The sequence below is a fragment of the Alistipes sp. Marseille-P5061 genome, from assembly GCF_900290115.1.
Lineage (GTDB): Bacteria > Bacteroidota > Bacteroidia > Bacteroidales > Rikenellaceae > Alistipes > Alistipes excrementigallinarum.
In genome coordinates this window covers 233,378-258,189 of the sequence record NZ_LT985748.1, presented here as the reverse complement: position 1 = coordinate 258,189, position 24,812 = coordinate 233,378, and the positions used below count along the sequence as shown (strand labels likewise).

At 54.9% G+C, this 24,812-nt stretch carries 16 protein-coding genes and 1 tRNA gene; 15 read left to right on the top strand and 2 right to left on the bottom strand.

All coding sequences use genetic code 11. The features are described 5' to 3' along the window. Positions 1-321: 321 nt before the first annotated feature. Together C8267_RS01015 and C8267_RS01010 are read right to left on the bottom strand one after the other, a co-directional pair. A complete protein-coding gene (locus C8267_RS01015; protein ID WP_106633342.1) occupies positions 322-876 on the bottom strand; it encodes a cysteine dioxygenase in 555 nt (184 codons plus the stop codon). 162 nt (positions 877-1,038) lie between these two features. Next, on the bottom strand, positions 1,039-2,229 hold the full coding sequence (locus C8267_RS01010) for a saccharopine dehydrogenase family protein (RefSeq protein WP_087360414.1): 1,191 nt from the start codon (positions 2,227-2,229) through the stop codon (positions 1,039-1,041). 148 nt (positions 2,230-2,377) lie between these two features. Here C8267_RS01010 and C8267_RS01005 point away from each other — a divergent pair. From C8267_RS01005 to C8267_RS00935, 15 genes are all read left to right on the top strand, one after another. After that, positions 2,378-2,453, top strand: a tRNA-Lys gene (locus tag C8267_RS01005). 175 nt (positions 2,454-2,628) lie between these two features. Next, the gene (locus C8267_RS01000; RefSeq protein WP_106633341.1) at positions 2,629-3,408 is read left to right on the top strand and encodes a phage integrase SAM-like domain and Arm DNA-binding domain-containing protein; all 780 of its coding nucleotides are present in this window, start codon (positions 2,629-2,631) and stop codon (positions 3,406-3,408) included. Between the two features lie 103 nt (positions 3,409-3,511). Further along, the gene (locus tag C8267_RS00995; protein ID WP_199792055.1) at positions 3,512-4,897 is read left to right on the top strand and encodes a transposase; all 1,386 of its coding nucleotides are present in this window, start codon (positions 3,512-3,514) and stop codon (positions 4,895-4,897) included. A 601-nt stretch (positions 4,898-5,498) separates the two neighbouring features. Then, the gene (locus tag C8267_RS00990; protein WP_442778174.1) at positions 5,499-8,522 is read left to right on the top strand and encodes a SusC/RagA family TonB-linked outer membrane protein; all 3,024 of its coding nucleotides are present in this window, start codon (positions 5,499-5,501) and stop codon (positions 8,520-8,522) included. A gap of 13 nt (positions 8,523-8,535) precedes the next feature. After that, positions 8,536-9,948, top strand: a complete 1,413-nt coding sequence (locus C8267_RS00985; protein WP_106633721.1) for a RagB/SusD family nutrient uptake outer membrane protein — start codon at positions 8,536-8,538, stop codon at positions 9,946-9,948. A 62-nt stretch (positions 9,949-10,010) separates the two neighbouring features. Further along, positions 10,011-11,219, top strand: a complete 1,209-nt coding sequence (locus tag C8267_RS00980; protein ID WP_106633339.1) for a DUF4929 family protein — start codon at positions 10,011-10,013, stop codon at positions 11,217-11,219. Positions 11,220-11,243: 24 nt separating this feature from the next. Beyond that, complete coding sequence (locus tag C8267_RS00975) at positions 11,244-14,111, top strand: M16 family metallopeptidase (protein WP_106633338.1); 2,868 nt, start codon at positions 11,244-11,246, stop codon at positions 14,109-14,111. Beyond that, positions 14,092-15,084 carry a ChaN family lipoprotein gene (locus tag C8267_RS00970; protein WP_234025645.1) on the top strand — a complete coding sequence of 331 codons (993 nt, stop codon included), beginning with the start codon at positions 14,092-14,094 and terminating at the stop codon, positions 15,082-15,084. Before C8267_RS00975 ends, C8267_RS00970 begins: the two co-directional genes overlap by 20 nt. Before the next feature lie 814 nt (positions 15,085-15,898). Further along, positions 15,899-16,546 carry a TetR/AcrR family transcriptional regulator gene (locus C8267_RS00965; protein ID WP_106633337.1) on the top strand — a complete coding sequence of 216 codons (648 nt, stop codon included), beginning with the start codon at positions 15,899-15,901 and terminating at the stop codon, positions 16,544-16,546. A 58-nt stretch (positions 16,547-16,604) separates the two neighbouring features. Then, positions 16,605-17,426 carry a class I SAM-dependent methyltransferase gene (locus C8267_RS00960; RefSeq protein ID WP_106633336.1) on the top strand — a complete coding sequence of 274 codons (822 nt, stop codon included), beginning with the start codon at positions 16,605-16,607 and terminating at the stop codon, positions 17,424-17,426. Between the two features lie 29 nt (positions 17,427-17,455). Then, complete coding sequence (locus C8267_RS00955) at positions 17,456-19,219, top strand: ABC transporter ATP-binding protein (protein WP_106633335.1); 1,764 nt, start codon at positions 17,456-17,458, stop codon at positions 19,217-19,219. A gap of 3 nt (positions 19,220-19,222) precedes the next feature. Then, the gene (locus C8267_RS00950; RefSeq protein WP_106633334.1) at positions 19,223-20,953 is read left to right on the top strand and encodes an ABC transporter ATP-binding protein; all 1,731 of its coding nucleotides are present in this window, start codon (positions 19,223-19,225) and stop codon (positions 20,951-20,953) included. 200 nt (positions 20,954-21,153) lie between these two features. Further along, the gene (locus tag C8267_RS00945; RefSeq protein WP_106633333.1) at positions 21,154-21,981 is read left to right on the top strand and encodes a calycin-like domain-containing protein; all 828 of its coding nucleotides are present in this window, start codon (positions 21,154-21,156) and stop codon (positions 21,979-21,981) included. A 25-nt stretch (positions 21,982-22,006) separates the two neighbouring features. Next, positions 22,007-22,660 (top strand): HmuY family protein, encoded by a 654-nt coding sequence (locus C8267_RS00940; RefSeq protein ID WP_106633332.1) that lies wholly within the window; start codon positions 22,007-22,009, stop codon positions 22,658-22,660. A gap of 2 nt (positions 22,661-22,662) precedes the next feature. Continuing rightward, positions 22,663-24,810, top strand: a complete 2,148-nt coding sequence (locus C8267_RS00935) for a TonB-dependent receptor (RefSeq protein ID WP_106633331.1) — start codon at positions 22,663-22,665, stop codon at positions 24,808-24,810. Positions 24,811-24,812: the final 2 nt, after the last annotated feature.

Sequence of the window (24,812 nt, the reverse complement as noted above, 5' to 3'; positions counted from 1 at the left end):
CGGCTGCCGCGCGGAAAATCTGTCGGCGGAGCTCCGGCATTCCGGCCGCAGTGCGAACGATACGGCAGCTGGCCGGACGCTGTTTCGGCGGCACGGAAAATATGGCGGGAATCGTCACCGTCCCGGCTGCGGCAAACCTGTCGGCGGGGCTCCGGCATTCCGGCCGCAGTGCGAACGATACGGCAGCTGGCCGGACGCTGTTTCGGCGGCGGTGCGGAAAATATGGCGGGAACCGTCACCGTCCCGGCTGCGGGAAACCTGTCGGCGGGGCTCCGGCCCTGTCCGAAGCTCCCGTTGCCCCCCCCCTTCCGGTGATGGCAGCTACTCCGCCTCGGTGAAGGCGATGCCCTGCAGCGCGTCGTCCGAGTAGACGTGCAGGCTGTGGCCCGTCGGACTGAGGCAGGTGATGCGGTGGAGGTGGTTGTCGAAGCGGCCCGGGGTCCCGATGGCAAAGAAGCCTTCGCGGCCGTCAATCACCTGCTCAGCAATGCGTCGTGCGCGGCCGTCGCCCGTCGGTTCGAAGACCTCGACCCGGAAGCGGCCGTCGGCAAAGTGGTAGCCGGCAAAGGCCGGGTGGCCGTGGATGGTCGTCCGGTTACCCTGCTTCCAGCTCATGACGAGCGCCTCCCAGTGGGTGCGGGGGCAGCGGCCCAGATAGCTGCGCACGTAGTTGCGGTCGGAGTATCGGTCGAACGACTCGAGCGGGTGCCTCTCGAGCCACCCCATCACGTAGTTGCGGATGCGCTCCCCCGTTTCGTCGGTCAGCGGTCCGGCGGCAACGGCCAGCAGGCCGTCGAAAAACGGGGCGTAGTCCGTGCGCTCGTCGCACGGTTCATCGTATCGGGTTGCGAGTGTTGCGGTTGTGTCGGGTTGCATGGTTCGGTTCTGTTTCGGTTTTCTTCCATGGGCAAAAGTAACGGAATCCTTCCGTGCGGAGGTCAGTAGAAATACCTAAATCCGAAGCCGAGCCGAGCAAAAAACAAAACGGACGGGATGCCGTCCCGTCCGTTTTTCCGGTTGTGCGTCGTGCGCAAGGCCTCAGACCTCGATGTCGACGTCGAACAGCTCGTGCCAGGGAAGGCCCTGGGGACCCAGCTCCGCCAGGAAGGGGTCCGGGTCGAACTCCTCGACGTTGAAGACGCCGGCGCCGCGCCACAGCCCCTTGGCCCACATGGCGGCACCCAGCGCGGCCGGAACGCCCGTGGTGAACGACACGGCCTGCGTGCCGGTCTCCTTGTAGGCCTGCTCGTGGTCGCAGTTGTTGTAGATGTAGTAGGTGTGCTCCTTGCCGTCCTTGATGCCCCGGATGCGGCAGCCAATCGAGGTCTGGCCGTGGTAGTTCGCGCCCAGCGACTTGGGGTCGGGAAGCACCGCCTTGAGGAACTGAATCGGCACAATCTCGACGCCGTTGTACATAATCGGGTCGATGCGCGCCATGCCGATGTCCTGAATCACGCGCAGGTGCGTCAGGTACTCCTGTCCGAAGGTCATCCAGAAACGGGCGCGCTTGATGGTCGGATAGTTCTTGACGAGCGACTCCAGCTCCTCGTGGTAAATCACATACGACTCACGCTCGCCGATGCCGGGATAGTGCAGCGGACGGTGAATCTCGTGCGGCTCGGTGACCACCCACTCGCCGTTCTCGTAATAGCGGCCCTTCTGCGTCACCTCGCGGATGTTGATTTCGGGGTTGAAGTTGGTGGCGAATGCCTTGCCGTGGTTGCCGGCGTTGCAGTCCACGATATCGAGGTAGTGAATCTCGTCGAAATGGTGCTTGGCGGCGTAGGCCGTGAAGATAGCCGTAACGCCCGGGTCGAAGCCGCAGCCGAGGATGGCCGTCAAACCGGCCGCCTTGAAGCGGTCCTGGTAGGCCCACTGCCACGAATATTCGAAGTGCGCCTCGTCGCGTGGCTCGTAGTTGGCCGTGTCAAGGTAGTTGCAGCCGCACTCGAGGCAGGCGTCCATAATCGTCAGGTCCTGATAGGGAAGCGCCACGTTGACCACGATGTCGGGCTTGAATGCGCGGAACAGCTCGCACAGCTCGGCCACGTTGTCGGCATCGACCTGGGCCGTCTTCACCCGCTCGCCGCCGATGGCAGCGGCCACGGCGTCGCATTTGGATTTGGTACGGCTGGCCAGCATCACATCCGTAAAGACCGGATTGGCGGCGATTTTCTGGGTAACGACCGTTCCGACGCCTCCGGCGCCGATAATCAGAGCTCTACACATAGTTTATTTTAGAGTTAAGAGTTTTGTTTATTTTCCGGCTAAGTGTTTTTGGCTTTTGCCGGAACAAAAATATCATTTTATTTTGGTAAAACAAAAATAATCTCTACATTTGCACCACCAAATCGGGACGCAGTTCCGTTTGGCCGGAGAATCCGTAGCTCAGCAGGTAGAGCACAACACTTTTAATGTTGGGGTCCTGGGTTCGAGCCCCAGCGGGTTCACCAGAAAAGAGCTGACAGTCAATCGATTGTCGGCTCTTTTTGTTTTCTCTACCCTATCACGATTTCGGGTTTTGAACCTCAAAAAACGCCCTTTTTCGGGCGCAGGGTACGCATAGGGTACGCATTAGGGTATGCATTGAGCCTGTCCGTCCTCCGACTGCATATAACACACAATCAAATGACATTCAAGGTTATATGCCGAAAGAACATCGTTTATAGGGATTCCACCTCTCCCCTATGCCTCCTCTTCTTTCAGGGAAAGCGCAAAAAGAGTATCGGGTTGGGCGTCTCCGTTGCCCCAGCACATTGGGATGCAGAGGCGCAAAAGGTGACCGATGACTGCCCCGACAGGGACAATATCCAGTTCCAGATAACAGCCAAAATTAAGGAGTATGAGAAGCGAATCCAGCGTCTGGAAATCATGGAGCTCCCCGTCACGTTTGAGAATCTATTCGGGCAAAACGGCAAGCGGGTTAACTGTACAGTTGGCGACTATCTGAAGCAGATAATCGAACGGTTGGAAGCACTCGGCAAATACGCGTCGGCCAGCAAGCATCGGGTGCTGTGTTCTCATCTGTCTCGATTCCGTTCTCTCAATATCCGTTTCGATGAGATTGACCATACCTTCTTGCGGGATTTCGAACTGTTCCTGCGGAAGAACGGCAATGCCAGCAACAGCATAGCCACAAAATTCGCCATATTCAAGGCCGCCTACAACAAGGCTCTTGCCGATGGCATCTTTATCCAAAAGGTCAATCCGTTTGCCAAGTACAAGGTCGGCAGTTTATGGACACGGACAAGAAAGCGTGCCATCACGAAAGGAGACATTCAGAAGTTGATGGCATTGGAAATAGAGCCAAGCCACAAAACCGAATACACCCTATTTACAAAGGACATCTTCCTGTTCTCCTACTTTAGGGACTGTCGTAAAAAGAATAAAAACTTTATAACGAATTGATTGCCAATGTAATATAAAATTTGTATCTTAGCTAAAGATAAAAAGAATACCTCCAATTGCCCTAGAAAAGCCAAATTTGGAGGTATCGCAAAAATTAATCTGCATGGCTAAGGTACAAAATTTCTCTGAAATATCACCCGATCTTCCTTTCACGGAGTTCGATTTTTATGAATTGTATAGGCGGACGTTCGAGACTAGCGAGCTGGGAAAAATCAGGAAGAGGCTGCCGCTTGGTGAGATGGCAGAGAACTTTGGACTGATAAGCAAGAGCATGAGAGCGAAGAAAGGGCGAAAAACATACTTCACCCCGGAGGGCAAGGTTGCGCTGATGTTCCTGAAGATGTACACAGGTCTGAGCAGCCCGAGGTTGATGGAGCATCTTAACGGCAACGTCCACTATCAGCTCTTCTGCGATGTGAGAATAGACCCGATGCATCCTCTGACGAACTACAAACTTCTGGACGACGTGTTTTCGGAGCTGGCCCGCGGGCTGAAGATCCAACAGCAGCAGGAGATACTGGCAAGAGCCTGGAAACCGTACATGAAGGACCTGGACACGATGTATACGGATGCGACCTGCTACGAGAGCGAGATGCGCTATCCTACGGATGCGAAGCTTCTGTGGGAAGGAATAGAGAAGTCATATGAGATAATGTGCACTCTGAGTGCCAAGCTGAATGTGCACCGTCCGAGGACGAAGTACGTAGACGTAGAGAAGGCCAACCTGTCGTACAGGAAGCGGCGCAGGCATACGAAAGTCCAGACCAGGAAACTGACCAGACGCCTGCTCAACCTTTTGGGGAAGATACTGAAGCAGACCCGCACACTGGAGAGGGAGAATGCAGGCGCGGAGAAATTGCTGACAGCCAGACAGAAGAGCGATATTGAAATCATCACAAGAGTGTACCGCCAGCAGAAGGCCCACTTCGAGAACAACAATCCTCGCGAGAGTGTCAAGGACAGGATAGTGAGCATCAGCAAGCCGTATGTGAGGCCGATCGTGAGAGGCAAGGAAGTGAAGAGCGTAGAGTTTGGTGCGAAGTGCAACAACATCCAGGTTGACGGACTCTCATTCATCGAGAAGCTGTCATTCAATGCCTTCAACGAGGGAACCAGGCTTACGCACTGCCTGAAGATGCACCGAAAGCTCTTCGGTGTGGAGGCGAAGAAGGTCGGAGGAGATGCAGGCTATGCCGGCAGCGCCAACAGGGGGTACTGCAAGGATAGAGGAATACAGACGTCATTCGTCAAGCGTGGCCGTCCGTCCTTGGAAAAGAAAGAGAACGACATCATCCGCAACGAGCTGGCGAGGGTGAGGGCAACGAGGATGGAAGGCTCGTTCGGAACGCAGAAGGAACACTATGGCCTGAAACGCATCAAGGCAAGGACGAAGTTGACCGAAATCCTGTACATCTTCTTTGGCATCCACACGGCGAATGCAGTACAGCTCGTCCGGCGGGAAGTCAACGAAATTGCCCAGGCTGCCTGATGTTCGAGGTGAGTGAGAAACGGCCCTTTCACTGGAGTATTGGCTCCAGTTGGGTCCAAAAATGAAAAAAGGGGCTCCGAAACGGAGCCGAAAATATAAAAAGATGAGTTCGATCGGAAAAATTACCGGGACAGTCTGCCGATTGACTCATAATGACGGAATTAAACGACTGTCCCTAATTAACCATATCACTTTCAATAACAGTCTCTGCCAACGAAAGAATCCAAGGTTATCGATGGGAATATTGACGAGAATTTCAGGCTCACAGGGAACTCCGTTTTTATTATGCAAGCAGAACTCTCATGATACTGGAAAATACCTAAAACTCGGGATTGTTTCTCTTTTCCCTTGAAAGTACTTTTGTCCCCGTATTTGAAAATGCGAGTCACAACGCAGCTAATGATGTTTTTCAGTCTAAATAGATTTAAATCTGCAAAAACTCTTGAGAATGTGTTCCGAACTCCATAAGCGAGCAAGCTACAGTCCTATCGAGCACATCTCCATATCCAACATAATGTTATATATACGAACAAACCTGCTCTGAATGAAAAAACATTACCTCGCAATTCTCTTCTCCTGGATACTGCTAGTGTTGCCAAGCATGGGTAGCTGGGCTCAAGAAAAAACTATCAAGCAACATTGCGAGTTGAGCGGCACTGTCACCGACAACCACGGGCAACCCCTTCCGGGCACCACCGTACGCATCAAAGGTACCATGCAGGGAACCGTTACCGACACCAACGGGCACTATACGTTGCGCGGAGAATGGGCCATGGGAGACATCGTGCTCTTCACCTTCATCGGCATGAAGGAAGTATCTGTAAAGTATACCGGACAGATAGTTCAGGATGCCGCCATGCAGCAGGATGCTACCGATGTGAGTGAAGTGGTCGTGGTTGCCCGCCGCAACATCAACGAAATCGACATCCGTGCCAAATCGGGCGTCGTACAACGCGTAGACATGGAACGTCTGAACGACAAACCGATGATCGACATGTCGCTCGCCCTGCAGGGTGCCGTGCCTGGACTCATCGTAACCAATACGGGCGATCTGGGATCCAAACCGCAGATCCGTCTGCGCGGGAACTCATCGTTCCGAGCCGGAGATACGGCCAACGAACCCCTCTACGTCATGGACGGACAGATCATTTCTTCGGATGCCTTTCTAACGCTCAATCCTGCCGACATCGAAGAGATCAAGGTCCTCAAGGATGCTGTGGCATGCGCCCTCTACGGCGTAAAAGCCGCAAATGGAGTCATCGAAATTACCTCCCAACGGGGAAATCCCGATGGAGTACTCAAAGTTAACTACGACTTCAGCATCGGCATCACCCTGCGCGGTCGCCGCGGCGTGGAGATGATGCAGAGCGACGAAAAGCTGGAGCTCGAACGTCTGTTGCAAAACCCATCTACCCCCGGGTATCGCTACAGCGCCGACTATTACCGCAAATACTACCCCAACGATCCGAGTCTCACCGAAATGATCGCCGAGGGGGCCCGCGTGCTCGACTCGCTGCGAGGGATCAACACCGACTGGTTCCGCGAGCTCATCCGCCCGAACATCTACCAGCGCCACAACCTCAGCATCCGCGGCGGAAACGAAAACACCTCCTATTTCATCTCGGCCAACTACTCGCAGCAGGGCGGCCGCGTCCCGGGCAACGACGTACAGCGCATCTCCACACGCATGAGCCTCGATCAACGACTGGGCCGCTGGGGCTACCTCTCGCTGGCCAGTGACGCCGGATACTCGATCACGAACACCCCGAACGGCAGCTCCTTCTCGCCGACGGACCTCGTCTATCAGCTCAACTCGTACGAGACCAAAACCAGCCCGCTGGTCTCCTTCTCGAACGAATCCTCGGAGTACACCTACAACGACCTGCTGAGCCAATACCAGAGCAAATCCACCGACAAGCATGCCGGCATAAGCGGATCGCTCAACCTCCACCCGGTCGAAGGTCTCGACGTCGATGCCGTAGCGGGTGTGGATTTCATGTTGGACGAAGGTCTCACGTTGCTGCCCTCGACCTCGATTGAGGAGCGCAAGTCGGGCGCGGCCATCAACGAACGGGGTCGTCTGACCAAGAACAAAAATGTTACGACCAACGTGTCGTCGAACATCCGTCTGACATATAATCGGGTCTTTGCGGAACGCCACGACCTGACCGTCGGCGGCAACATGGATTACTACCTGACGGATCAGGACAACGTCTCGATCACGGGCTACGGCGTCGGTACGCAGATGTCACCGGCGGCCATCAACCAGTCGATCACCGGCAACCGCAAACCATCGGTCGGCTCACTCAAGGAGAAGAGTGCCCAGATGGGATTCGGATTGGTGTTCGGATACTCGTTCGACTCGACTTACGACCTGTTTGCCACCTACAAGATCGACGCCTCGTCGATCCTCCCGGCCGACAAGCGGTGGAACGCCGCCTGGGCCGTCGGTGTGGGCTGGACGCCGACCCGCTACGGATTCCTGCGCGACAGCCGTGTCATCACGTCACTCAACCTCAAGGCTTCGTATGGCAAGATGGCCAATCTGGCCGGCGTATCCTCGGCTTCGGCAATCGGAACCTTCTCCTATTCGACGGATTTCTATGGAGATGCCCGTCTGCTGGAGCTCCTGGCCTTCTATAATACGGACCTCAAGCCCGAGCAGACCGAATCAATCGATGCGGGGCTTTCGCTCGAACTCTTCAAGCGAGTGACTTTCGGCGTGAACTTCTACCGCCGGGATACCGAGGATGCGCTGCTGTCGGTCCCCATCCCCCTCTCGAACGGGTTCTCGACCATGCTGCGCAACATCGGCGTACTGCGGAATGAAGGATACGAACTCTCCGCCTCGGTCAAGGTTGTGGATCGTGATCCCTGGCGTCTGTGGTTGCGCGGATCGCTGGCCTACAACCGGAACAAGGTCATGGACCTGTACTATGCCGACCGGATCTACGCCAACGCCGAGTCGATCATACCCGACTACGAAGTGGGAAAGGCGTACGACATGCTTTACGGTCTGGAGTCGCTGGGGATTGATCCCATTACGGGACTTCCGGTTTTCCGAGGGGCTGACGGTCGCGAGATTCCCGCCACGGAGACCCCCTCCAAAGAGAATATCGTGGCATTGGGTCACAGCACGCCGCCCTACAGCGGATCGATCAACGTGAGTCTGTCGTACCGCAGTTTTGATCTGGACATGGACTTCTACTATGTCTTCGGAGGCGTGCGCCCCTACAACTACACTTATGTCCGCAGCACGGACGACGCCAACAAGAATGCGATCCGCGGTCAGGTCGACAACATGTGGTTTAAGCGCGGCGACGAGGACAAGATCTACCACTCGCCCTTCTTTAGCTCCTCGGCAATCGCCTCGCTCAACTACGCCAATACGATGACAGTCGGCAAGAGCGACTACTTCAAGATGTCGATGCTGTCGCTTCGTTACCGGCTCTCCTCGGCGTGGCTCGAACGCAACTGCGGCGGGGTGATCAAGTATGCCAGTGTGGCGTTCCAGGCCTCGAACCTCTTCATGATCACGCCCTACAAGGAGTCGGACCCCGAAACCGGATCACTAGCCGGGACGATGCAACCCGTACTGACCTTCAACCTCAGTCTCACCTTCTGACACGATGACGACCATGCGAAATACTCTCCGATACGCTCTTGCAGTCCTTTTCGCCGCCGTGGGCGGCTCGGCCTGCACGCTGGACATTCCTTACGAAAACCAGCTCTCCGACCCGTCGGCCATCACCTCCGTGACGACGGCCCGTGAGTTGTTGGCCTCGGCCTACGACCGACTTCCCAACCCGGAGTTTGAACTGTCTGTGTTGAGCGACGATTTCGAAACCACCTCGCTCATTTCGCGCAATAGCGACCTGGGCAACCTCTACAAATGGCAAACATTGCCCATGACGAATCTAGCCCTCACGCTCTGGCAGGGCTACTACGAATCGATTGCCATAGCCAATGCCGTGCTCGAACGCACGGTTGCGCTCTCACCGCAGAACGAAAGCGAGCAGGCCAACCTTGCGGTTGTGAATGCCGAAGCCAAGGCTCTGAAGGCCTACTGTTACTTCGACCTGCTGCGCCTTTTTGCCCCGGACATCTCCGAGGGCGGCAGCCGCGACGGGGTGATCCTCAAGGAGCAGTTCGAGTTGGGATTCCTGCCCCGTTCGAGCATCGATGCTTGTGTGAGCTACATCCGCACCCTGCTGACTGAAGCCGTTGCCACGGAGAATAGTCCAGAAACAGCCTATTGGATTTCCCAGCAAGGGGTGCGGTGCCTGCTTGCCGAACTGGAGCTCTATGCCGGGCAGTATGAAAAGGCGGTCGAGTGGGCCAATCTCGTGCTGACCACGGCTGGAGGGTACGATCTTTTCACGGAGACGAACTACCGGCAGCTGTGGAACGGCGGAGCCGGTCCCGAGAGCCTCTTCTCGCGTCACACGACCGTCCCGTTCTATCTGGATCTGCGTTACGACACCGAAAAGGGCGATTTTCTGGAGGTTTCCGAGGACCTTGCGGGGAGTTACGACGCGGAGGATCTGCGCGGCGCAGAGAGCCTCTATCCAAAGGAGTTTCCGGGCGAAACCGTGGGCGAGACGATCACAATGCGCTGCTTGGGCAAATACAACCGTATGAACTGGGACGCCACGGAGATCTCGTGCATCCACAAACTGCGCACGGTGACGGCCTGCTTCGTGTTGGCCGAGGCCTACTGCCTCCAGGGCAGCCACGACGGCGAAGCCCGCACGGCGATCAACGAATACCTTACACGGCGCAAGGCCCAGCCGCTCGACGAGTCGCTTACGGGCGACAATCTGTTGCGTGCCATCCTTGCCGAGAAGCAGAAGGAGTTTGTCGGCGAGGGAGAGCGGTGGTTCGACCTAAAGCACTACCGTAAAGGGGTGCTCTCTTCCTGGAGCCAGGGCAACAGCGACAAGCGCATCGACGCAACGGATTACCGTTGGACACTCCCCATTCCGCAGGAGGAGTATTTCTACAACGAAAACGTCTCCCAGAACGAGGGGTGGCCCAAGATTGAAAACTGATCCGGCAGGGCAACCGCACCGGGCAAAATAGTTGAATATTCACCATTAAAAAACAGCGTAAAATGAAACACTTATTTTTCTGGGGGGGGGTTCTGCTGACGGCAGCCGTTGCCATGACCTCCTGCAACGAGAAGAAAGAGACCGGTTACTCCGGTACGAATAAGATCTATCTGACGGCCGAAAACAACAATGCCGTCATCGTGGAGTCAGATGCCACACCGCTTGAGGTAGAAGTGATGCTCACCTCGACCGTCGAGACGGCCACGACGCTGACCTTCCGTCTGGAGGACGACACACAGGAGCTGCTCAGCCTGGAGGGGAACCCCGTAACGATCGCCGCCGGTGAGAAGAGCGCCACCTTCCAGGTCGTATCGAACGTCAAGAATCTCCTTACGGAAAGCACCTATATCACCGTGGGAATCGATGCTGCACAGCTGCCCGCAGGCATGGAACTTGCCGAGGCCCTGCGCATCCGTGTCAATCCCAACCCAGCCATTCCCGAACTGACCGAGGAGCAGAAAACGCTGATCGATGGCTACAAGGAAAAGTTCGGCATCGACCTCTACGAATTCCTCGGCGTGATGAAGTGCACGACGACCCTCAACATTCCGGGCAACGGCATGACCACCGACTTCTCGACCCCCAAGACCGAGGAGATCCCGGGTCAGACGATCATCACTCTCAGCGAGGAGTCCACGGCCGAGCAGCCCGTACTGAAGATGGTTGACAATCCGATGGGACTGACCGAACACCTCTACTGGGTCTTTCGTCAGAATACCATCGATGATGACGAATATTGGAATAGCACGGATGAAGATTACGCCTCTCCTAGCAACAAAAAACTGATGGAGATCATCGATTGGACCCCGACCAGTGAAGAGACCTTCAACGTCTCGCTCGACGGAATCAAGTGCACGAACCTCTCCGCAACAAGTGCTGACCTCGACATTCTCGGTGAGGTAGAGGACTCCTACGGCGACCCGATGACCGTCGTTCCGTTCTGTTACTCCTTCTCGGCCTGGGATCGACAAAAGAAACTGCTCGACGAGGGAGATGCCGAGATGCAGGAGATCTACGACCAGGGAGGAATCGCCAATCCGGCCTACTATCTCTTCTCCTACGGTATCAACGAGGATGGTTACGGAAACGGCAACTGGATCGAGAGCAAGGGTCATATCGACTTCGAGAAGGGCGAGATGACCTTCCAGTTCGTCATGGACCACTACTACGCCGGCGACTATACAATCGTACACGTCACCTACACGAAATAAGAACACCGTTAACCCCAAACAATCATGGGCGAACGTATTCAGATAATCATCCGGAACTCGGCTGCTGGCATGCTGGCAGCCCTGTTTCCGGCTTTATTACAAGCTCAACCGAAGCCTCTGCCATTGCCCCAGGGGACCTGCGAAGGGGTGCTCCCCAACGGGTTACACTACATCCTTCGCCAAAATGACATCCCGGTCTCGCGCATCGAATTCCGACTTGTATTGAGGACCGGGTCGGTCCAGGAGCTTGATTGGGAGACGGGTTGTGCGCATTTTCTGGAACACGTCGCCTTCGGCGGTTCGCGTCACTTCCCCGACAAGTCGCTGCAAAGCTACCTCGAAACGCTCGGAATGAAGTACGGCGTGGATATCAACGCCTTTACGAGTCAAGACCGCACGATCTACCTCTTCGCCGTGCCGACCGACTCCCAACGCAAAGGGGTCATTGACAGTGCTCTGCTGATCCTGCGCGACTGGATGGACGGACTGAAAATCTGCCCCGAACGGGTTGAGACCGAGCGCGGAATCATTCTCGAAGAGTTACGCGGATACGATGTTGGAGACCCGTTCTACGATCTGAAAATCGGCGAGGGAATCCATGCCCGGCGATTGCCGCTCGGCACGATCGGGGACATCCGGCGCATCACGCCGGCCACACTCAAAAACTACTACCGGAAATGGTATGTGCCGGAACTGGCGACAATAGTGGCCGTGGGAGACTTCGACACGGCGGAATTGGAGCGTAAGATCCGCGAACGATTCTCATCGCTCCCCCCCCGTAAGGCCCGCGACTTCAAGGTTTATCCGCTCGAATACACCCCGGGAACCCGAGTGTTCGAGATCCGCGATTCGCTCTACAACCGCACTCAACTCGAGGTGATGATCCCCCACCGGAGCATCACGGTCCGAACGCTGAACGACGCCGTGGCCAAAGCCCGCGAGGAGTTGCTCATCGAGGCCGTCTCGGCCCGGATGCGCGGCCGCGACATCCGGACGACGATCTCCGACACGTGGTATCTGAGCGACAAGAGCCACTTCACGGTGACAACGGCCGGTTCTTCGCGCGAAGAGTTGCTCGACGCTCTTGCGCATCTCTCCTCGGCCCTGCACGATTTGGTAACGGTCGGCTGGAATGAGGCAGAGCTCGCCGATATCCGTACTCGCCGCTGCAACCGGATGGCGCACTTCGAGGTCGATGCCCCGCAAAGCTCCTCGGCCTGGTGCGACGACTTCGCGGATTACATCCTGGCCGGCGACCGCACGATCCGAGACACGCTCCTCTACCGCCGGATCATCGACTCCGTGGCGGCAACGCCCGGCGCACTGCTGCAGGAGATGCTCCGCCAACGCCTGGCCGGTTACGACTCCGTAGCCCGAATCGCCTGCCACAGCCATCCGGGACTCGGAGCCCCGCTGACAGCCGAAGAGGTCGACGATGCCTGGCACAAGGGTGCGGCAACTCCCTGCAAGCGCTATGTCTATGAGCCGCGGGAAAGCAGCGAAACAGAGATTCCGATCGAGACTCCGAACTGTCTGGCCGTCCGGCCGCCGTTCGATCAGGCCATAATCGTCTCGACCCGGGAATACCCCGGTCTCGGCGTTCGCGAAGCCGTTCTGCAGAACGGCATGCGGGTCATCATGCGTCCCACGCCCGGAGGCGGCAATGTGCTCTTCACGCTGATCGCCCCCTATGGCACCTCTGCGATCCCCGACGATCAATACCCGCTGCTCGAAGGGACAGCCGGGTACCTGGAAATGGGCGGCATCGCCAAGGCCGACCAGCAAAAGCTCTCGGAATACCTCTACCAAAACGACATCGCGCTGTCGATGACGCTGGAGAACCATTGGCACGGATTCATCGGCACGACCCCGGCTCAGACCGCACCGGTATTCTTCAACCTGATCCGTGAAAAGATCTTCGATCCGGAACTCAGATACGACGAATTCGAGGAGCTCCGCCAGGAAATGCTTCAGGAAAAGGAGGAGGAGTCGCTGCTGAGCCGTATGCTGCAACGTGCCTCCGACCGTCAACTTTCGGCACGCATGGACGAACTCACCGGATCGGCCATTCCGCGTCACGCCACGAAGCTCTCGAACAAGGTGATTGCCCAACGACTCAATCTCGACAGCATCGCGGCATTCTATCATCGACTCTACACCCCGACAGAAGGGAGTTGCGCGGTAATTACCGGAGAATTTGATCCCGATACGCTTTTGACCCAGTTTGCCGCCACATTTGCTCCAATCCTGGCTCAAGCCTACGGTCCCGAGTTCGGATATCGGCAGCACCATCTCCCGGGACAACGGTCGGTCGAAGGGTTCGATAACGACAACGAAACCCAGACCCTGTTCGATTACATCTATCCGGGATATTACGAACCATCACTGCGCAGCAGTTTGAAACTCAAGCTCATGCGAGACATTCTGCGCAACCGATTAATCTCCATTCTTCGAGAGCGGGAGTCGCTGGTCTATTCACCCTATATTGCTCTCTTCTACGAAGGCATTCCAACACGCAGTTTCTGTTTCGACATCAATGCTTCAGCCGACAACCGCAACATGCCGGCCATAGACACGCTGCTGCGCACGATCATCACCGATCTGCAGATTCGGGAGGTTCCGGCTCAAGAGCTGGAAAATCTCAAACGTTCCTTCCAAATAGCCAAACGAGAAACGCTGACCGACGATGCCGCATCGAACTGGCGAAACGTTCTGGTGGGCATTATTCGGAATGGGGAGACGCTTTCCGATTTCGAGGAGTACGACCGGATCCTCGAAACCATTACCCCCGCAGAGTTGCGAGAATCCTTTTCGCAACTCCTCGATCCGGAATATTACGTATTGTTGTATTTGAGCAAAGAAAAACTGAAAGATGACACGTCCGATCGTTAACATGCTATTGAGCATGATGTTCCTGGCATCTGCCGGAACGGTTTCCGGGACCCCTCACCAGGATAGCGACAGGTCGAAAGAGCCAGGTTCTGTTCATACCCCCGAGACGTACACCGCAGAGGAGGCGCAGAAAGTATCGAAAGTCGAACCTCAGACAGAAGAGTTGCGTGCCTATGCACTTTTCGATGCTGCGGGCCGTGAAATCACCTTTGCGGAGTTGATCAATCTGCTTGCACCGAGCGAGGTGGTCTTCGTTGGCGAGGTCCATAACTGCCCGATCACCCACTGGCTCGAACTGAAGATTGCCCAAGCACTCTACGAACGCCACGGCAATAGTTTGGTTATGGGCGCCGAGATGTTGGAAAGTGACATCCAGCTGATACTCGATGAATATATGCAACGACTCATCTCGCCAGACCGTTTCGGCGCCGAGGCCCGGCTGTGGGACAATTACGAGACGGATTATCATCCGATCGTCTTTTTTGCCAAGGAGCATGGCATTCCGTTCGTGGCCACGAACGTTCCGCGGCGCTATGCCAACAGTGTCCGCAACCACGGTCTCGGCATCCTCGATTCGCTCTCCGATGAGGCCAAACGCTACCTAGCTCCGCTGCCCATACCCTTCGAATATGACGAAGAGCAGAGTCAGGCTGCTTTCGGCATGATGGCCATGCTTGGACACGGCAGCGACACACGTCGGCTGGCCGAGGCTCAGGCTGTCAAGGATGCTACCATGGCCTGGTTCATCTCCCGCAATTTGAAGGAGGGGTGCCAATTTCTTCACTTCAACGGCAATTTCCACTCCGACTTCCACAACGGTATCATCGCCTACCTGGAGCGTTATCGACCCGGCACGCAGGTGGTCACAATCGCCTCGGTCCGACAGTCGGAGATCGACAAGCTCTCCGAGGGGCAATACGGACGTGCAGATTTCTACATTTGCGTCCCCGAAGAGATGACCAACACCTACTAATCCGAAATAAAGAACAGTAAACTGCATTTTTTCAGCAATGAGGAAGTGGCATGTCTTAAAGTATGGTAGGGAAGCAATCTTCTACTCATTCGACTATGCCAATATAGTGTTTATTGTTTTCAAGTCCAACCCACTGCAGCGAGTTGGACTTATTTTTTTCTTTAGTCTCCAATCGAGGGATAATTCCTAATCCAGATCGATACAGCGTAACATCAAGTAGGATTCCTTATACATGGCTGTTTTACGCCCACAGAGGACCAACGCCCCGCATCCAATTTTCCATCGCTCACTCTTCTGCTGAAATAGCATTACAAGCCGGGGCGTACACCTATTGAACTTTGATATGCAGCGCAAAGAACAACCCGCTAAGATCTGTTTACTGTCTGTCTAAACCAATCGTATACCGAAATGAGGTTCATCCAGAGCATCAATCTCGTGTTTAGGGCTTTGAAGATCTAAATAATAATAGGAAATCATGTTAATGACATTAAATGAAAACTCATAAACATCTATATTCCACTTATCTCTTTTACGGATAATTTTACAGTGCAATCTAGTACCATTCGTATATACCCTCAGAAGGATTCGATGCATTAATAAATGCGAAAGAACTCTCTCCTCCCTGCACGGCCTGAATTAAGGATTCCTTATCATCTGCAATAAGCAAATGAATATTACGTAGAGCTACTATTTTTTCACGCTATCACTCATCATAGCGCTTGCTAATCGGCTGTACCTTGCTTCCATTAAAAGCAAAAATCCTAAAAAATGGGTATTTGATATTTCTCGGCGACCTACTTCCTTTGCATTATCAATGAACCTGGTTCATCCATATATGCGACCGCTTAAAGACAAAACATACAAGGCTATCCTTGACGCAGCCCGAGGCGAATTTCTCCTCCATGGTTACAAAAATGCATCCATGCGGACGATTGCCCGTAGGGCCGGAGTAGGAACCAGCAATTTATATAACTATTTCGAAGGGAAAGACAGTATTTTCCGGGCGATTGTCACTCCAGTCCGGAATCGTCTGTTTTCATTCATTGCCGAGCAACACAGCAAAGAGCATGTATCCTGTAGCCGGATTGCCCCTTTTGGTCATGACATGGAGGTCGTGGAAAAATATATTGATTTGGTTTGGACATGTCGGGAGGAAATTTGGCTGCTGCTTTACGGCGCAGACGGCTCTTCGGAATCCGACTTTCGGAACGCATTGACCGATCACATCACGCGCATCAGCCACGAATATCAAAAACTGGAAATTTCGTATTTCCACCGAACAAAATCCGTATCACCGTTTTTTATCCATATCATGGCGGCCTGGATGGTCAGCGTACTGGGAGAGATTGTTACACACCGCCTGGACCGGCCAGGAATCCGGGAGTTTTTTCGGGAATTTTTCCAGTTTGAATATGCGGGTTGGTTAGCCCTGACCGAACCGACCGAACAGAGGAGAGCTTAACAGTTCTCCTCTTTTTTTTGAACAAAATGAAACATTGTTCATTAAAAATAAAAGATGTATGAAACAGACGTATGATTTTAAGAACGTGGTCGCCGAGACCTTGCTGATTCCTCTTTACATGCGGGCCAAGGAGAGCCGTCGCGGCGATGCAGCCATCCTGCGCGACAGTGAGGCTGAACGCCTTATACAAAGTATCAGGTACGATTACAGCCGTTTTGACGAAGCGCCATTAAGTGAGGTAGGCTGTGTGGTGCGGGGATGGTATTTCGACCAGGCGGTCCGCCGGTTCATCGACCAGCATGACTACCCGGTTGTAATCAATGTGGGATGTGGACTTGATACGCGGGCCCAACGCCTCGGGAACAATCCGAAAGCGGTTTTCTGCGAACTCGACCTGCCAGAAGTAATCAGCTTGCGGCGGGAACTGATTCCCGAAACCGAGCATGACCGCTATATCTCTGCCTCGCTGACGGATACGGAGTGGATGGATACATTGAAAACGAACTACCCTGACGGGGAGTTTATCTTTGTCGCTGAAGGGGTGCTGATGTATTTCTACGAGTACCAGGTCAAGGAGTTCGTGCACCGCATTGCCGACCGTTTCCCGGGAAGCGAGCTGTGGTTCGATGTCTGCGGAACGATCATGTTCCGGCGCGGAATCAAACCCGATTCGCTGCGTGGACACAAAGCCGAAATTCGTTCGGGAATCAGCGACGGACATCTGCCCGAGCGCTGGGACGCACGGCTGGCACTCATCGAACAGGCCAACTACATGAAGTTCTTCCGGTCACGCTGGGGCTTCCTGTTCGGGCAGATTCTGGGACGCCTGCCCCGGCTTTGTTTCGGATTCAGTTCCATGCTGGGATATAGAATCAAATAGGATTGTCTAAAAGATAAATACGGATATCCATGAAAATTCTGAGAAAACTGCAGCACTATATGGGGCCTCGCCGAGGGTTACTGCCTCTTGCCATGATACTCTCTGGATTGAGCGCATTGACAGGAATAATTCCATATGCACTGATTTGGTTGATTGTTAGAGACCTATTAATCAGCGGCGGCATGCCGACTGATATGGAGCGAATCTCCGCCTTCGCATGGTGGGCTGTCGGGACATCCGTTGTCGGCATAGTCTTTTATTTTGCAGCATTAATGTCTTCACATTTGGCAGCCTTCCGGGTGGAATCGAACCTGCGCAAAGAGGCTATGCGCCGTATCGTCGATATGCCGCTTGGATTCTTTGACTCGACTACCAGCGGCCGCATCCGCAAGATCATTGACGACAATGCGAGCATCACGCATAGTTTCCTGGCTCATCAGATGCCCGACCTGGCAGCAACCGTATTGGTGCCGGTCGCGGCTCTCGGATTGATTTTCTTTTTTGATTGGCGACTCGGAGCGGCCAGTCTGGTCCCGATGCTCTTCGCAGGTGGATTGATGGCGGTCATGATAGGCGGCAAATCGCAAAATTTCATGCGGGAATACATGAATGCATTGGAAGAGATGAATACCGAAGCCGTAGAATATGTACGAGGCATCCCCGTAGTGAAGGTATTCCAACAGACCCTCTTTTCATTCAAGAATTTTCACCAGAGCATTCTGTGCTACAAGGAGATGGTCACCCGATATACGCAGGCTTGGAAGCATCCCATGTCAGCGTATACGGTCCTTATCAACAGTTTCGTCTACATATTGGCCCCGGTGGCGATTCTGCTTATCGGCCGGACCGGGGAGTATATGGATATTTTACTCGATTTCTTCCTTTTTGTCCTCGTGACTCCACTCTTCTCGCAATGCATCATGAGAAGCATGTATCTGAGCCAAGCGGTAGGCCAGGCCTCCGAAGCCATTGCCCGCCTCGACGAACTGACGGCTGTCGCCGGATTGCCGGTTCCCGAAGCGGTCCAATCACCACAGTATTTCGATATTGACTTTGACAGGGTCACTTTTACCTATCCGGGGGCTCGACAAAGAGCCGTCGATGGCGTCAGTTTCAAAATCCGGGAAGGAGAGACCGTCGCTTTGGTCGGAGCCTCGGGAAGCGGGAAGACGACGCTCGCCCGACTCGTACCACGATTCTGGGATGTGGATGCGGGTCGCATCTCGATTGGCGGGGTGGATGTCCGGAAGATCCCCCCAGCAGAGCTGATGCAGCGAATTTCCTTCGTCTTTCAGCGCCCACGGATGTTCAAGGCCACCCTGCTCGAGAATATCCGCTACGGACATCCGGATGCCTCGATCGACGAGGTGATGCAGGCCGCGGACGCGGCGTGTTGCCGGGAGATTATCGAACGGCTGCCGAATGGGTTGAGGACCGAGATTGGCGTGAACGGCACCTTTCTCTCCGGAGGTGAACAACAACGGATAGCTCTCGCCCGGGCCCTGCTTAAAGATGCCCCCATTGTGCTTTTGGACGAGGCAACAGCCTTCTCCGATCCCGAGAACGAACACCTGATCCAGTCGGCCTTGCGTAATCTGATGCATGGAAAAACGGTACTGATGATTGCCCATCGTTTGTCAAGTATTACGGATGCAGACCGTATTCTTGTGATGGATCGGGGGCGTCTGGTCGAACAGGGGACACATGAGAAACTGCTGTCCGAAAACAGAATTTACCGGCGGATGTGGGATGAATACCAGCAATCCACCGAATGGACCCTTAAAAAGAATTGACATATGTTCAGAATCATTCAACACCGCTTCGCCCTTTCGAAACAGGGCGCCAAAGATCTGTGCAAGGGAATTTGCTGGACGACAGGAATAGATCTCGCCCTGATGCTGCCGGCGGTCTACCTGTTTGTCTTCCTCAGAGATTATCTGCGACCTGTTCTCACCCCGGGGAGTTCGCCGCTGCTGGGGCTATGGTATTATGTCGCGCTGGGCTTTTCGTTTCTGGCGGTCATGTATCTTGTGGCCCTGCGGCAGTATCGGAGCACCTATACGAGTGTCTATGCAGAGAGCGCCATCCGGCGAATCTCGCTGGCCGAGAAACTGCGTAAACTGCCACTGGCCTTTTTCGGCGAGAAAGATCTTTCTGATCTGACAGCCACAATCATGGACGACTGTACCGATCTTGAACACACTTTTTCCCATGCAGTGCCGCAGCTTATCGCCTCGTTGATTTGCCTGGTGCTTATTGCCGCCGGCATGTCTGTTTATGACTGGCGATTGTCCCTGGCGCTTTTCTGGGTAGTCCCCGTAGCACTGGCTATCGTCCTGCTGGCGAAACGGGTTCTACATCGGAACAATCGCAAAGCCTACTTCACCCGGCGGGATGTCAGCGAACAGATTCAAGAAGGGCTGGATGCAATCTGTGAGATCAAGGCCTGCAATCGTGAAGCGGAATTTTTGCGAGAACTCAACGAACGGATTGATACGAATGAGCGGGTTCAGACCCGCGGTGAGTTGTTGATCGGAGTTTTGGTAAATGGGGCACAGAGCCTTCTGAAGCTCGGCTCTGCGAGTGTCATCCTGGTTGGGGCTGGACTGCTTGGGGCTCAAGAGACGGATTTGCTTACCTACCTTCTCTTTCTGGTCGTAGGATTCCGAGTCTATGCCCCGGTCAATGAGGTGTTAAACAATCTGGCAGCGCTCTTTTACCTCGATGTGCGCATCGATCGCATGAACGAGATGGAAGCGATGCCCATACAGCAGGGACGGACAGACTTTCACCCGAAGAATTTTGATATTGAATTCGACGACGTGGACTTTTCCTACGAATCGGGGAAACCGATCTTGAAGCAAGTGTCGTTCACGGCCCGCCAAGGAGAGATTACGGCATTGGTCGGACCTTCGGGCGGAGGCAAGAGCACCGCAGCCAAACTCGCCGCCCGTTTTTGGGATATTCAGCACGGCACAATCCGTCTGGGAGGAGAGAATATAAGCGGGATCGACCCTGAAACCCTGCTGAAGAACTACTCGGTCGTTTTTCAGGATGTCGTGTTGTTCAATGCTTCGATTCGAGACAATATCCGCATCGGAAGACAGAACGCATCGGAAGAAGAAATCCTGCGGGCTGCACGTCTGGCCTGCTGCGACGAATTCGTCCGACGAATGCCGCAAGGTTACGATACGGTAATCGGTGAAAATGGAGAAACGCTGTCCGGCGGAGAACGACAACGCATATCAATCGCCCGAGCTTTACTCAAAGATGCTCCAATTGTGCTGTTGGATGAGGCTACGGCCTCACTCGATGCAGAGAATGAAACAAAAATTCAAGCGGGAATATCTGAGTTAATTCGCAACAAGACCGTACTGGTTATTGCTCACCGCATGCGGACCGTAATCCATGCCGACCGGATTGTGGTTATGGACAACGGTCATATTGCGGAATCCGGGTCTCCCGATGATTTACTGCAGCAAAATGGGATCTTTGCCCGGATGGTCAACACACAACAAGGTAAATAATCTTAATGTGATAATCTTGTCAACATGATCTTGTAATTGACTGTTTGAAAAAGCTCTACACCAAAACATATGGTTCAGATTGCGCATTAACAATACCTAATATACATCAAGAACAGGCTATAATAAATCATAAAAAGTAGGTATTGCCCGACCACAACAACTCCAGTAATTTTGCTCCCGGAAAAATAACAATCAGCCCTATGAAAATCAAATCTGTACTTATGATGTTATCCGCCGCAGTCTTTATGATGGCGTGTGACAAGGATGAAAACGGTTCGAAAACGGTCGACTTTGCAGGCCGCTACAACGGCTATACGCTGGCCAGTTGCAACTATTTCCAGAACATGATCTCGGCGGATGAGACCGTCGTCCTCACGAAAAACACGGACGGCACCGCCTCCGTATCGTTCACCTCCGCCACGTGGGGTACATTCACCATCACCGATGCACAGGCGACTGTAAACGGAGACCTCTGCACACTCTCGGGCAGCGGGCAGACGCAGATGGGCATGGGTGGAAGCACCTCGGCCTACGACTGCACTTTCACGGCCGAGATCAAGTCACAGACCGATGCCCGGATGGAGTTTTCGATACCGGCCGTCATGGGCGGCATGACCCTTACGTTCCAGACGGGAGAAGCCCCGGCCGACCTGCTGCTGGCCGGAACCTACGAAGGATATACGGATGCCGACTGTGCGATGTTCCAGGATCGTTATACCGATGGCGAAAGCGTAAAACTGACGGCCAACGGCGACGGAACTCTGAAGGTTGTCTTCGAATCCGCCTCGTGGGGAACCTTTACTGTTGAGTCGGCCACTGCGACCAAAGAGGGCGAAGAGTACGTCTTTACGGGCAGCGGCAGCGTGGCCATGGGAATGGGTGACTCGACCAGCAACTACGACTTCACGCTCAGTGGCCGCACAAATGCCGCCAAGGACGACTTCTCGATTGCGTTCAACGTACCGGCCGTCATGGGCGGACTGACCATCACGCTGCTGCCGGGAACGGCTCCCGCCACGGAAGAGTAACTCTACGGAAAAAGCGAGATTGGCCATGAACTGCAAACAGGCTGGGCTGTTCCTGTCGGGAGCGACACTGCTGCTGTCGCTCCCGGCCTGCAACGGCATCTTCGAGGGTATCTATGATATGCCCACATCCGGGACCGGGAACGAATATGGGTTTATCCTCATCGACGAAGGAACCCGCACGGGACGGATCTATATCGACGCCACGGATTATACCGAATGGCATTATGTCGATTTGCACGGCAAACAGGTAACAACGACACCGGTGGGTGAAGCGGCTCCCGAAACGTGGGATTTTGCCGTACACCGATACGACACGAAGACCAACGGCGGCACCGTCTGGGAAAGCCAGGCAGGGTCTTTCGATGCGCTTCCCGCTCCCGGGACTGTCGCCGAAGACCAATGGGCCGCTGACGAGTGGACCACCGACCGCATTACGATTGACATGTCGCAGATGATGGACGGCATCATCCTCTATGCCGAGGATTATTGGAACCCCACTCTTTCGCGCTGGCTCAATGTAGACACCTCGACCATGCCGCCAATCTACACCCTCTCGGGGAAGATCTATCTGCTTCGTCTGAAGGACGGTACCTGTGCGGCCCTGCGCCTCGCAAACTTCATGAACGACGCCGCCGTAAAGGGTTACATGACCATTGACTACCTCTATCCCGTTGAATAAGGATGAAACTGCTGGTACTATCTCTTTTCGGATTGCTGTTTACGCTGCAGACGCAGGCCCAATACAAAATATCCGGCACGGTTTCGGATGTTGCGGGGCAGCCGCTCGCCGGGGCCGTCGTTACCGTGAAGGAGCAGCCGTCGCTCGGTACCGTGGCCGACACGGAGGGACACTATGAAATTACGCTTCCAGGCAAAGAGACGTATACGCTTTGCGCCTCGTTTGTCGGGTACGAACCGGCCAGCGAAAAGATCGCTGCCGGCCAGACCGGGCCCTTGAATTTCCGGCTTGCGGAGCGCTCCACGATGATGGATCAGGTGGTGGTGACGGCCACACGCACCCCGAAACTGTTGAAGGATGTCCCGATTGTCACCCGTGTCATCTCCGAGGCCGATATCAAACAGGTCGATGCGACGCATGTCGGCGACCTGCTGCAAAGCGAACTGCCGGGCATCGAGTTCTCCTACTCGATGAACCAGCAGGTTTCGCTCAACATGTCGGGATTCGGCGGCAATTCGGTGCTCTTCCTCGTCGACGGTGAGCGCCTGGCGGGCGAAACGCTCGACAACGTCGATTACAGCCGCCTGAACCTGGACAATGTCGGGCGCATCGAAATCGTCAAGGGGGCCGTTTCATCGCTCTACGGATCGAATGCCATCGGCGGCGTGGTGAACCTCATCAGCCGCGAATCGCGGGAGCCGTGGTCGGTCAATCTGAACGGCCGTTACGGTGCCCACAACGAGCAGCGTTACGGAGGATCGGTCGGATTCAACCAGGGCCGGTTCAACTCGACGACCAACGTGCAGTACACCTCGATTGACGCCATCGACCTCTCGAAGGGGACCGACAACGCGGAGGTGGGCGATTACAGCACCATCTACGGACACACGGCGCTCAATATCAAGGAGCGGCTCGTCGTCACGGCGACCGAAGGCTTGAAGTTCACGGCCCGGGCGGGATATTTCTTCCGCGAGCGCGACGCCTCGGAGAGCATCAAGGACCGCTACCGCAGCTTCTCGGGCGGACTGAAGGGCAACTGGGCGATTACGCCGTCCGATGATCTGGAACTCTCCTATGCCTTTGACCAGTATGACAAAAGCGACTATCTGGTCCCCACGTCACGCGACGTACGCGACTACAGCAACGTACAGCACACCCTGCGCACGCTCTACAACCATACCTTTGCCGGGAAACATATTCTCACCGTCGGCGGCGACTACATGCGTGACTACCTGATGTCCTACCAGTTTACGGACAACGGCAGCCATACGCAGCATACGGCCGATGCCTTCGCGCAGTTCGACTGGAACCCGCACCGGCGGTTCAACCTCATTGCGGGCCTGCGCTTCGACCATTTTTCGGCGGCAAACCTCTCGCACCTTTCGCCAAAACTCGGCGTGATGTATAAGGTTGCAAACTGCTCGCTTCGGGCATCATACGCAGGCGGATTCCGTGCCCCGACCCTCAAGGAGATGTACATGGACTTCTATATGGGCAATATCTTCATGATCTACGGAAATCCGGAATTGAAAGCCGAGACGAGCCACAACTTTTCACTCTCGGCTGAGTATCTGAAAGGACAGCACAGTTTCACCGTAACGGGATTCTACAATTTGGTGGACAGCCGGATCACCACGGTCTGGAACCAGGAGCTTGACGGGCAGGTCTACACGAACATGTCGCCTCTGCAGGTGGCCGGAGCCGAGGCCAATGCGTCGGGACGATATACGTGCGGCATCTCGTGGCGCGTGTCGTATGCCTACACGCGCGAGATGATCGAGCGGGGACAGCCGCTGCTCTCCTCGACCCGTCCCCATGCGGCCACAGCGCGCCTGGCCTATGACAAGCAGTGGAAGAACTACGGTCTGAATGTGTCGCTGTCGGGACGCTGGCTGTCGGCAGTCACGTGCGACGTCTATACCGAGGTGACCTCCTACGAGCAGACCGTGCGGCAGACCTATCCGGGCTACACGATCTGGAAACTGAGCCTCACGCAGCATCTGTGGCGCGGGATGGACCTCACGCTGGCCGTGGACAACCTCTTCAACTACCGCCCCGACTACTATTACAGCAACTCGCCCACGACCGTCGGTACGACCTGCTCGGTGGGCCTTTCGCTGAATCTCGAACAATTTTTCAAGAGCAAATAAAG